An 11,589-nucleotide genomic window follows, 5' to 3' on the forward strand; every position below is an offset into this window, starting at 1 on the left:
TGCAACGTCGCACCGATGTCCGACGTACGCGTCGTCGTCATCGACTGCACCGACACCGGCGCGTCCCCGCCCACCGCAACCGACCCGACCTGGATGCGCCGCGAGGGGCGGCGCATCGCGAGCGGCCGGGCCGGCAGCCCGGGGAGACCCAGTTCGACCGGCTCTCCGGCGGTCATGACGTCACCGGTTCCCGGAGACGGTCTCGCGCGCCGCGCGCAGGGACTCCTTCAGCGATCCCATGGTGGCGAGCACCGCGGTGGGCTCGTAGCCGCAGTGCGCCATGCAGTTGGCGCAGCGCGGGTCCTTGCCCCGGCCGTACTTGTCCCAGTCGGTCTCCTCGATGAGCTGACGGTACGTCGGTACGTAGCCGTCGCTCATCAGGTAGCAGGGCCGCTGCCAGCCGAACAGCGAGTAGTTCGGGATGGCCCAGGCCGTGCACGGGAAGTCCGCCTTGCCTTCCAGGAAATCCAGGAAGAGCGGCGAGTGGTTCAGCCGCCAGCGGGCCCGGTTGCCGCCCGCGAACGACTTCTTGAACAGTTCGCGGGTCTGCTCGACGCCCAGGAAGTGCTCCTGGTCGGGGGCCTTCTCGTAGGCGTAGGCGGGCGAGATCATCATCTCGTCGACCTTCAGGTCGTCATTGAGGTAGTTGAGCACCTCGATGACGTTCTGCGGGGTGTCGGTGTTGAAGAACGTGGAGTTCGTGGTGACCCGGAAGCCGCGCCGCTTGGCCTCCTTGATCGCCGCCACCGCCTCGTCGAAAACACCTTCCTTGGCAACCGATTCGTCGTGCCGCTCCCGCAGCCCGTCGATGTGCACGGCGAAAGCGAAGAACGGCGAGGGCGTGAACTTCTCGATCTTCTTACGCAGCAGCATCGCGTTGGTGCACAGGAAGACGTACTTCCTCCGTGCCACCAGCTGCCGGACGATCTCGTCGATCTGCGGATGCATCAGCGGTTCGCCGCCGGCGATGGAAACCATCGGGGCGCCCGATTCGAGCACGGCGCCCACGGCCTGGGCCACCGGCATGCGCTGCTTGAGCACGCCCGCCGGATGCTGGATCTTCCCGCAGCCCTCGCATGCGAGATTGCAGGCGTACAACGGCTCCAGTTCCACAATGAGCGGGAATTTTTCCCGCCTGCGGAGCTTCTGTTCAATGAGGTACGTCGCAACCTTGATGGACTGACGGAGCGGCATGGCCATCTGGCTCACCTCCTGGGGAGCAGCAAAGATCGGTGCCATTCGTAGAAAGCCGGCAGGACGGCACGGAGAACCCGGAAAGCTGATATTCCACCGCGTATCGTGCCGATGCGGACGAGCTCATGCTCCGGAGCATCCACGACCACCCGTACGGCGGCAACCGGGCGGGGCCCGGACCGCAGAGCGGTGCGCAGAGTGGCGGCGGACTCCATGTCCACCGCGATCGCTCCGGTGGCCCGCAGCCCGGCCCGCTCATGTCCGCGTACGACATGGTCGGAGCCGGTCAGCGGACCGGTGTGGACGGTGCGGCCGGGCACCGCCCTGGCCAGGGCCTCGGCGAGCAGGCCCGGACCGGTACAGACCGTCGGGTCCGCGGAGTCCCGCGTCTCGTCGGCGACCACCAGGTCTCCGGGGTGCATTCCGGGCACCAGCCCGGCGCAGAACCCGGAGGCGAGGACCGCCGTACCGGGCACCCGGTGCTGCCCGAGCGCCCGTGCGACGGCTGTTTCGGCAGCCCTGGGTCCCATGCCCGTACGGAGCACGGTCACCGGGCCGGAGGCGGTGCCGGCCCTGCCCCGGCCGCTGCGCAGGGCGAACTGCTCGATGCCGAGCGCGCAGGCGATCAGCAGCGGCGCCGCGGGGCCGGGTGTGCCCGGCCCGTCGGTCATCAGGCCCCCTTGCGGGTGGCCGTGCGGTCGGCGAACGGTTCGCCGTACACGTACCGCCCGAGTGCGGTGAGCGGGAACACCTGACGGTAGAGGTGGTAGTTGATGGAGAAGTCCCACGGGAAGCCGGTGCCGGTGAAGTACGGCTCGTCCCAGGAGCCGTCCGCCTGCTGCGTCGCGGTGAGCCAGGAGACGCCCCGCTGTACGGCCCTGCTGTCCCGGCGTCCGGCGGCGAGCAGCGCGAGCAGGGCCCAGGCGGTCTGGGAGGCGGTCGAGGCACCGTGCCCGATCCACTTCTCCTCCTGGTACGAGCGCAGGTCCTCGCCCCAGCCGCCGTCGTCGTTCTGCACCGATTCCAGCCAGCCGACCGCGCGGCGGATCGCCGGGTGCGTCACGGGCATCCCGGCGGCCACCAGTGCCGGCACCACCGACCCTGTTCCGTATACGTAGTTGACGCCCCAGCGGCCGAACCAGGCTCCGCTCGACTCCTGTTCGGCGAGCAGCCACTCGATGCCGCGCCGGGTGACGCGGTGACCTGAGCGCCCCTCGACGGCGAGCATCTCCACGACGTGTCCGGTGACATCGGCGGACGGCGGGTCGATGACCTCGCCGAAGTCGCAGAACGGCAGCCGGTTGGGGAAGGCGCTGGTGTTGTCGGCGTCGAAGGCACCCCAGGCCCCGTTGCGGGACTGCATGCCGATGTTCCAGCGGACCCCGCGCCTGATGGCGGCCTCGACGCGTGCCCGGTCCGGGTGGCGGACCCGGCGCAGCGCGAGGACCACCTCCGCGGTGTCGTCGATGTCCGGGTAGTTGTCGTTGTGGAACTCGAAGGCCCAGCCGCCCGGGTTGAGCCGGGGGCGGCGCACGGACCAGTCGCCGGGCCGGACGATCTCCTCGCCGAGCATCCAGTCCGCGGCCTTCACCAGCGCCGGGTGGTCGGGGCGGACCCCGGCGTCGGCGAGCGCGATGGTGGCGAGGCAGGTGTCCCACACCGGTGACTGGCAGGCCTCGATCATCCGGGCGCCGTCCTCGCGCCACACGGCGAACCGGTCGAGCGATTCGAGTCCGGCCCGCATCACCGGGTGGTCCAGGTCGTAGCCGAGCAGGTGCAGGGCGATGACGGAGTACACGGCGGGCGGCTGAATGCCGCCCCAGCAGCCGTCGCTCTCCTGGCGCTCGATGATCCAGCGGGCCGCCGAGTTCATCGCGATCCGGCGCAGCTTGCGCGGCGCGATCCGGTGGTAGACGTGCAGCGCCTTGTCCAGGCGCTGGAAGACGCCGTCCCAGCTCGCGGCCGGCGCGGGGCGCCTGGGCGGGTTCGGATGGTGCGGATCGGAGTGCAGTTCGTCGAGCGGGAAGGGCGCCGGGCGTACCGGCCGCTTCGCCGAGACGATGGTGAGCGGCACGATGGTCTGGCGGGCCCAGCAGCCGAAGTCGTAGATGTTGAGCGGCGCCCACTTGGGAAAGAACATCAGCTCGGGCGGGAGTTCCGGCAGGTCGTCCCACTTCCACCAGCCGAAGAGGGCGAGCCAGATCCGGGTGAAGACCCGGCCGGCGGCGATGCCGCCCTGTTCCCTGATCCAGGCCGAGGCACGTGCCATGTGCGGTTCGTCCGGCCGGTCCCCGGCCAGCCGCAGGGCCACGTACGCCTCGATGGTGGCGGAGAGATCGCCGGGGCCGCCGTGGAAGGTGGCCCAGGTGCCGTCGCCCAGCTGTTCACTGCGGATGAAGCGGCCGGCCGCCTGGACCGTGGCCGGGTCCTGAATTCCGAGGAACTGACGGAGCAGCAGGTCCTCGGCGTCCATCGTGACGTTGGTGGCGAGGTCGCCCTTCCACCAGCCCTGCTCGTCCTGCCTGCCGAGGAGGTGCTCCACCGAGCGTTCCGCGGCCCGCCGCGCGGCGGTGAACACGTCGTCCGCGGCGATGGTTGTGTCGGTCGGTTCACTGGCCGAGGCTGCGCGGGGGTTCACGGCCCCGGTGCTTCCGTCGGTCGTCGCTGTCATGGCTTCCCCTTCGTGCAGTCAGTTCCTCTGCTGTGCTGGGGGTCTCCGTCGGCCGGTGCCTGATACGGGCACCGGCCGGCGACTGCGAGTCATATGGAGCAGATAGTGATCATCTCTTTCGTACGACGACGAAGTCCGCGAGCGCCGTGAGCTGCGCCCGCACGGTCTGCGGCATGTCGACGCGGTGCAGTGCCTCGATGGCCACCGCATGCTGCCGACGGGCCTCCTGGGCGGTCCACTCGCGGCCGCCCGCCTCCTCGATGAGTGCCGCACGGGCGGCGAACTCCTCCTCGGAGAAGCTGTCGAAATCGCTGCTCTTGGCATCGGCCGCGAGCAGTTCGCCCAGGCGCTCCGAAGCCGGGCCACCCGCGGCGAGCGCGGCAACGACCGGGAGGGACTTCTTGCGCTGGCGCAGGTCGCTCCAGGTCTGCTTGCCGGTGGACTCGGGGTCGCCCCAGATGCCGAGCAGATCGTCGACGGCCTGGAAGGCGAGGCCGAGGTGGTATCCGTACGCCTCCAGGGTGTCGGCGGTCCGGTCGTCGGCGCCGCCGAGGACCGCGCCGATGGAGCAGGCGCAGGCGAGCAGGGCGCCGGTCTTGTTGCCCTCCATCTCCAGGCACTCCTCGACGGTGACCCGCTCGCGGTGCTCGTAGGAGATGTCCTGGGCCTGGCCGTCGATGAGCTTGCGGCTGGCCGCGGTCAGCCGTCGGGTGGCACGGCCCGCCTCGACCGTGCCGAGCTCCAGCAGGACCTCGTTGGCCAGGGCGAAGAGCGCGTCGCCGACCAGGATCGCCTGGGCGGGGCCGTGCACCTTCCAGACGGTGTCGCGGTGGCGGCGCTGTTCGTCGCCGTCCATCAGGTCGTCGTGCAGCAGCGAGAAGTTGTGCACGAGTTCGACGGCCACGGCGCCGGGGACACCGGCCTCGGCCGCTGCGCCCGCCGCCTCCGCGGACAGCAGGGCGAGAGCCGGACGGACGGCCTTGCCGCCGTCGCCGTCGGCGGGCTGTCCCTGGGCGTCGATCCAGCCGAAGTGGTAGGCGGCGACGGTGTCCATGGGCGGTGCGAGCCGGTCAACGGCGGCCCGGAGCACCGGCGTGGAAAGGGCCCGTCCGCGCTCCAGAAGCGCGGTGACGTCCGTGGTGTCGGCCACGGTGTCGAAAGCCGGATTCGCCGGGGTCACTGACTCTCCTCTTGTTCCGGTGGTACTGCTCATGCCGCCTCCTGCAGCGGATGTTCATGGGAGCGGCCGAGCGCCCGGAGCGCGGCGTCCGCCGCGCTGGATCCGCTGCGGACGGCACCCTCCATCGTCGCGGGCCAGCCGGTGGCCGTCCACGCCCCGGCCAGACAGAGGCCGGGGAGGCGGGTGCGGGCCCCCGGCCGCAGCCGGCCGACGCCGGGGGCGGGGGCGAAGGTCGCCGCGCGCTCCCGGGTGACGAAGAAGTCCCTGATACCGGCCCCGCGGGCGGCCGGCAGCAGCCGCTCCAGCTCGGGCAGGTAGCGGGCACGCAGCTCGGCGACGGGAAGGTCGATCTCCTCGTCGGCGGCGGACTGGGACACGGCGAGGTACTGCCCGGGGCCCGTGAGACCCGAGGCGTCCGTACGGTCGAAGACCCACTGGACCGGGGAGCCGAGCGCGGTGAAGAACGGGCGGCGCAGCACCTTGCGGTCGTAGACGACGTGCACATTGAGGATCGGCGACGTGCCGATGCCGAGCAGCCGCCCGGGCTCGTCGAGCGCGCCCTCGGGCAGCAGGTCATGGGTCTCGCGCTGCGGAACCGCGAGGACGACGGTGTCCGCCTCGATCCGTTCGGCGCCGGTCTCCACGATCCAGCGGCCGTCCGCCGTCCGGGTGAGGGAGGATGCCTTCGTCCGCAGTTCGGTACGGACTCCGGCGGAGTCGAGGGCCTTGCGGGCCAGCGTGTCGTGGATCTCGCCGAGGGGCACGGCCGCCCAGCCGATGTCGGCGGCGCCGGGCTCGGAGAGGAGTCCGGTCTTGAAGACCTTCGCGGCCAGGGCCAGCGAGGAGTTCGGCGCGGTGGCGTTGAGCGTGGCGACGCCGACCAGGTCCCAGAGCGCCTCGACGGTACGCGGCGACTGACCGTGCCGGGCGAGCCAGCTGCCGAAGTCGACGGCGTCGAGCGCGGGATCGTCGGGGTCCAGGCGGCCGAGTGCCAGTGCGGCGCGGCCGACGCTTGCCCGCTCGGCGAGCGAGAGGTGCGGATAGCCGGCCAGTCCGGCGGCGAGGTGGAAGGGCACCGGGAGCCCGTTGCGGCGCAGCCGTCCCAGCCGGGGGCCCGAGGGGCGTCCGACATCGAGAACGGGCACGTCCAAACGGTTTTGCAGGGGGGACAGGCGGGCCCCGTCGACGCGGTCGAGGAACCAGCGGTAGGCGGTGCAGCAGCGCAGATAGACATGCTGCCCGTTGTCGACCGTCAGTTCGCCGCGCCGGAAGGAGAAGGCGAGGCCGCCGAGCCGGGGCCGGCCTTCGAGCAGGGTCACGTCAAGCCCGGCGTCGGCGAGACGCAGCGCCGAGGTGATTCCGGCGAGGCCTCCGCCGATCACGACCGCGCGGGAGGAGCGCGGGGCGTCGTCGTCCGTCATGCGTCCTCCTTTCGCCGGGTCACTTCAGTCTGGGACGCGAGGGCTCGGCGCGGGGTTGATCGCCGGGCGGATCGGGTCTCCGTGTTGCACATGGTGCGCGAGAAGTCCTCACGGCGCATCAGACACGCCCCCTGGTGGTGCGCCGGGAGATGTACCGGGCGTCGAGACCCGACAGGCCGCGCACCGCGACGTACGCCTTCTCGTGGCCCGGCAGCGAGACCCGGCCGCGCAGCACCGCCTCGGGGTCCCGCTCGATCCGGTCGAGCAGCCGGCGGTAGATCCCCGCCATGGCCGCGACACAGGCTCCGCTGCGCCGGTCCAGCATGGGCAGCAGCCGGTATCCCTCGGCGAAGAGGGTGCGGGCGCGCCGCACCTCGAAGTGGACGAGGCCCGCGAAGTCGGCGCCGGGCGGTGGTGTGGCCCTGTGGAAGCCGGCCGAGCAGCCGAACTTGGCGAGGTCGTCGGCGGGCAGGTACGTCCGCCCGTTCCCCGCGTCCTCGCGCACGTCGCGCAGGATGTTGGTCAGCTGGAGCGCGAGGCCGAGCGTGTCGGCGTACTCCGCGGCCCGGTCGGCCCCCGGGGCGCCGGGCTCGGTACCGAAGACGCCCAGGCTGAGACGGCCGATGGCACCCGCGACACAGCGGCAGTAGACCTTGAGGTCGTCCCAGGTCTCGTAGGTCGCGCCGCGCACGTCCATCAGCACGCCGTCGATGAGCTCGTCGAGCCCGCCGAGCGGGAGCGGGAATCTGCGCGCGGCGTCGGCGAGCGCGACGGCCACCGGGTCGGTGTCGTCCTCGTCGACCGCCCCGTCCCGGATCCGGTCCAGGACCGTACGGGTGCTCTCCAGGCGGGTCCGCTTGGTGTCCGCGTCCAGCTCGCCGTCACCGATGTCGTCGACGCGCCGGGAGAAGGCGTACAGCGCCGACATGGCCTGTCGCTTCTCGGTCGGCAGCAGCCGGATGCCGTACGCGAAGTTACGCGCCTGCTGTCCGGTGACCGCCTCGCAGTAACTGTATGCGGCCTGTACCGGTGCCGACATGTACGTCGTCTGTCCCTCCACGGTCCGGCTCACCCCTCTCTACGCGCTTTTCGCAAGACAACTCCCACCTCGCGCAGCAGGCTGGGCTTGGTGGGCTTGGGCGGTCCGGGCAGTACGTCGAACCCGGCGGCCGCGATCGCGGTGAGGGCGGCGCGCCCCCCTCCCACGAATCCGGCGAGAAGCAGCCTGAGCCTGCCGTGGACGCTACCCACCAAAGGGGTGCCTTCATTCAGCAGTTCCCGCGCGCGTTCCGCTTCGTACGCGACCAGCGAACGCACCGACGCGCTCCCCGAGGGGGCGGCGAGATCGGTTTCGTCGACGTGGAACCGCGCCATGTCGTCGGCGGGGAGATAGATCCGGTCGCGGCCGAGGTCCTCGGTGACGTCCTGGAGGTGCTCGACGATCTGGAGGGCGGTGCAGACCGCGTCGGAACGGCGGATGCGCTCGGGGCTGGCGGTGCCGGTGATCTGCAGGACCAGCCGGCCCACGGGGTTGGCGGAGAGCTCGCAGTAGGCCAGCAGTTCCTCGTACGTCCCGTAGCGGCGGACCTTCTGGTCCTGCCGGTTCGCCTCGATGAGGCCGAGGAAGGGTTCGGGGGTGAGCGCGCAGCGCCGCACGGTGGGACGCAGGGCGCGCAGCAGGGGGTGGCGGGGGCCGTCGCCCGTGGTGTCGAAGACCCGGTGCAGATCGGCCTCGAAGGCGTCGAGCACGGCGAGCCGGTCCTCGGCCCGCGCGAGGTCGACGCCGAGGTGGCGGGCGTCGGCGCCGCCGGGGGCGAGGTCGCCGTCGCCGATGTCGTCGACCAGACGGGCGAAGCCGTAGACGGCCATGAGGTCGTCGCGCCAGGCACGGGGCAGGAAGAAGGGGGCTACGGGGAAGTTCTCGTCCGCGGCCTTGTCGAGGGTGCTGGGCATGACGTCATCGGGGTGCGTCTGCCGGGTACGGGTCACCAGTGACCGCCCGGTGCTGGGACGGCGTGAGCACCTCGGCGCTGGAGATCTTCCGTCATGGCCGTCACATCTCCCGTTCTACACTGCTGACCCAAAACATCCCATTCCGGACACGCCGCCCGCTCTGCCGAGTGCGGAGCGCTGCCTACGGGCCGCGCACCGGGCACGATCGCCCCACTTGCCTCGAATCAGCACCGGTACAGCTTACGTTGTACAACGCTCATCCATACGGCGGGGTGTTGAGCGCGTTGCGGGAACGCTTCCCGCCCCGCCAACCTTCCTCGTACACACGGCGATTGACGTCATCCGTCGGAACGAGATCCGGTGCGGGACGTACCGCCGGGCGTGGAGAGCGCCGGTGACGTTCCACGATCCGGACACCGCTGCGGCCCCCGCCGGAGAACCGGCGGGGGCCGCAGCGGTGTCGCGGGACCGGGAGAGCCGCTACTTGCCGGTCTCGCGCTCGTACGCCTTGAGCACCTCGTCCGTGGGGCCGTCCATCAGCAGCTCCCCCTTCTCCAGCCACAGCACCCGGTCACAGGTGTCCCTGATGGACTTGTTGCTGTGGCTGACCAGGAAGACAGTGCCGGCCTCCTTGCGGAGCTCCCTGATGCGCTTCTCGGAGCGGATCTGGAACTTGCGGTCGCCGGTCGCCAGCGCCTCGTCGATCATGAGGACGTCGTGGTTCTTGGCGGCCGCGATGGAGAAGCGCAGGCGCGCGGCCATGCCGGAGGAGTACGTACGCATCGGCAGGGTGATGAAGTCGCCCTTCTCGTTGATCCCGGAGAAGTCGACGATCCCCTGGTAGCGCTCGCGGATCTCCTCGCGGGACATGCCCATCGCGAGACCCCCGAGCACCACGTTGCGCTCACCGGTCAGATCGCTCATCAGCGCGGCGTTCACCCCGAGCAGCGAGGGCTGGCCGTCGGTGTAGACCTTGCCGTGCTCGGTCGGCAGCAGGCCGGCGATGGCCCGCAGCAGGGTCGACTTCCCGGAACCGTTGGTCCCGATGAGGCCGATCGCCTCGCCCCGGTAGGCGGTGAAGGAGACACCGCGGACGGCGTGCACCTTGCGAACCCCGCGGGGTTCGCCCTTGCCGCGGCGCAGGATCCGGCTCAGCGCCGCGGTGGCGCTGCCCTTGCCGCCGCCGGCGCCGTTGACGCGGTACACGATGTGCACGTCGTCGGCGATGACGGTGGGGACGCGCCCCGGAGTCTTGTCGTCAGCCACGGCCGTACCGTTCCTCTGCCTTCCAGAAGTACACGAAGCCCACGATGCCGATGAGGACCGCCCAGGCCAGCGCCACGATCCAGACGTGCGCCGGCAGGTTGCCCGCGCCGTACCCGTCGATCAGCGCGAAGCGGATCAGGTCCATGTAGATGGCCGCCGGGTTGTACTGCAGCACATCGGCGATCCAGTCCGGCTTGTCCTTGAGCATCACCGGGATGGAGAACATGACGCCCGAGGCGTACATCCAGGTCCGCATGACGAACGGCATCAGCTGGGCGAGGTCGGGGGTCTTGCTGCCGAGCCTGGCCATGATCAGCGCCAGGCCGGTGTTGAAGACGAACTGCATGACCAGCGCCGGGACGATCAGCAGCCAGGACGGGCTCGGGTAGCTGCCGAAGGCGATGGCCACGGCCGCGAGCACGATCATCGAGAACAGCAGCTGCTGGAGCTGCTGGAGCGAGAACGAGATCGGCAGCGAGGCACGCGGGAAGTGCAGTGCCCGGACCAGGCCCAGATTGCCGGAGATGGCCCGCACGCCCGCCATCACCGAACTCTGGGTGAAGGTGAAGACGAAGACGCCGGTCACCAGGAACGGGATGAAGACCTCCTGGCTCATTCCCTTCCGGGTGCCCAGGATCAGCCCGAAGATCAAGTAGTACACCAGGGCGTTGAGCAGCGGTGTGGCCACCTGCCACAGCTGGCCGAGCTTCGCCTGGCTGTACTGGGCGGTCAGCTTCGCCCTGGAGAACGCCATGATGAAGTGGCGCCGGCCCCAGAGCTGCCGGATGTACTCGAAGAGTCCCGGCCGGGCGCCGCTCACCGTCAGGCCGTACTTGGCTGCCAGCCCGGCCGAGCTCAGGCCGTCGTCGGCGGATGGTGGGGTGCTCAATGCCACCGCACCGTCATGGGTTGTGTCTCTCACCAGATGAAACTCTCGTATTCAAGATGCGCAGCCGGTCGGGGGCGCGGCTCGGAGCGGACAGGTCCCGTGGAGAAAACGTACGTCCCATGCTCTCAGAGGTGAGCCTCTCAGATCACGGGAGGTCGGCCGAGTCTGGTCAGCCGCCACACCGTGCGCCACTTCATCGGACGGCGGGTTCCGCACGGTGTGGACCAGCCTTCCCGGAAGCCGCCGAACCAGGCCTTCAGCGCGGGGGCCGAGGGCTTGCGGAGCAGGGTCAGCAGCAGCCACACCCCGAGGTAGACCGGCACCAGTGGGGCGGGCAGATTGCGGCGGGCCAGCCAGACCCGGTTGCGGGCCACCATGCGGTGGTACACCGCGTGCCGCGAGGGGGCGGTCGTCGGGTGGTCGAGGACCATGTCCGCGCGGTAGTCGATCATCCAGCCGGCGTCCAGGGCCCGCCAGGCGAGATCGGTCTCCTCGTGCGCGTAGAAGAACTGCCCGGGCAGCGGCCCGACCTCGGCGAAGACCTTGGTGCGCACGGCGTTGGCGCCGCCGAGGAAGGTCGTCACGCGCGAGGAGCGCATCGGATCGGAGGCACGCAGCCGCGGCACGTGGCGGCGCTGGGTGACACCGGTGTCCGGGTCGGCGATGCGGAAGCTGATGATGCCCAGCTCGGGATCGGCCTCGAAGGCCCGCCGGCACAGCTCGGCGGTGTCGGCGAGCGGCAGCAGCCCGTCGTCGTCGAGGAAGAGCAGGGCGTCCACGTCGGCGCCGGACGGGCCGAAGGCCTCGATCCCGACGTTGCGGCCGCCGGGGATGCCCAGGTTCTCGGGCAGCTCGACGGCCCGCACACCGGCGGGGACGTCCGGTACGGGGGCGCCGTTGCCGACGACCACCACCTCGATCCGGTCGCCGTCCTGTCCGGCGACCGAATCGAGGAGGGCGCGGAGCTCCTCGGGGCGATTGCCCATCGTGATCACGACCGCGCCGAGCTTCATGG

At 70.7% G+C, this 11,589-nt stretch carries 11 protein-coding genes; all 11 read right to left on the reverse strand.

Going from position 1 to position 11,589, the window contains the following annotated elements; genetic code table 11:
- On the reverse strand, positions 1-176 hold a 176-nt coding region (locus AB0D53_RS25935; RefSeq protein WP_362450961.1), incomplete at its 3' end, for a flavodoxin-dependent (E)-4-hydroxy-3-methylbut-2-enyl-diphosphate synthase.
- Positions 177-180: 4 nt separating this feature from the next.
- The gene (gene hpnH / locus AB0D53_RS25940) at positions 181-1,200 is read right to left on the reverse strand and encodes an adenosyl-hopene transferase HpnH (RefSeq protein WP_362450626.1); all 1,020 of its coding nucleotides are present in this window, start codon (positions 1,198-1,200) and stop codon (positions 181-183) included.
- 5 nt (positions 1,201-1,205) lie between these two features.
- Entirely contained in the window at positions 1,206-1,865 is a 660-nt protein-coding gene (locus AB0D53_RS25945) for a 1-hydroxy-2-methyl-2-butenyl 4-diphosphate reductase (RefSeq protein WP_362450628.1), read from the reverse strand.
- A complete protein-coding gene (shc, locus tag AB0D53_RS25950; protein WP_362450631.1) occupies positions 1,865-3,865 on the reverse strand; it encodes a squalene--hopene cyclase in 2,001 nt (666 codons plus the stop codon). The genes AB0D53_RS25945 and shc overlap by 1 nt, the downstream gene beginning before the upstream one ends.
- Positions 3,866-3,974: 109 nt before the next feature.
- Entirely contained in the window at positions 3,975-5,078 is a 1,104-nt protein-coding gene (locus tag AB0D53_RS25955; protein WP_329817261.1) for a polyprenyl synthetase family protein, read from the reverse strand.
- Positions 5,075-6,466, reverse strand: coding sequence for a hydroxysqualene dehydroxylase HpnE (hpnE, locus tag AB0D53_RS25960; RefSeq protein ID WP_362450635.1), 1,392 nt, complete (start codon positions 6,464-6,466; stop codon positions 5,075-5,077). The genes AB0D53_RS25955 and hpnE overlap by 4 nt, the downstream gene beginning before the upstream one ends.
- Before the next feature lie 118 nt (positions 6,467-6,584).
- Positions 6,585-7,505, reverse strand: a complete 921-nt coding sequence (gene hpnD / locus AB0D53_RS25965; RefSeq protein WP_329817263.1) for a presqualene diphosphate synthase HpnD — start codon at positions 7,503-7,505, stop codon at positions 6,585-6,587.
- A gap of 29 nt (positions 7,506-7,534) precedes the next feature.
- Positions 7,535-8,419, reverse strand: coding sequence for a squalene synthase HpnC (gene hpnC / locus AB0D53_RS25970; RefSeq protein WP_362450637.1), 885 nt, complete (start codon positions 8,417-8,419; stop codon positions 7,535-7,537).
- Between the two features lie 480 nt (positions 8,420-8,899).
- The gene (locus tag AB0D53_RS25975; RefSeq protein ID WP_362450638.1) at positions 8,900-9,685 is read right to left on the reverse strand and encodes an ABC transporter ATP-binding protein; all 786 of its coding nucleotides are present in this window, start codon (positions 9,683-9,685) and stop codon (positions 8,900-8,902) included.
- Positions 9,678-10,607, reverse strand: coding sequence for an ABC transporter permease (locus AB0D53_RS25980; protein WP_362450640.1), 930 nt, complete (start codon positions 10,605-10,607; stop codon positions 9,678-9,680). Before AB0D53_RS25980 ends, AB0D53_RS25975 begins: the two co-directional genes overlap by 8 nt.
- 107 nt (positions 10,608-10,714) lie before the next feature.
- Complete coding sequence (locus AB0D53_RS25985; protein WP_362450963.1) at positions 10,715-11,587, reverse strand: glycosyltransferase; 873 nt, start codon at positions 11,585-11,587, stop codon at positions 10,715-10,717.
- Positions 11,588-11,589: the final 2 nt, after the last annotated feature.

The organism is Streptomyces sp. NPDC048295 (assembly GCF_040652135.1).
Taxonomy (GTDB): Bacteria; Actinomycetota; Actinomycetes; order Streptomycetales; family Streptomycetaceae; genus Streptomyces.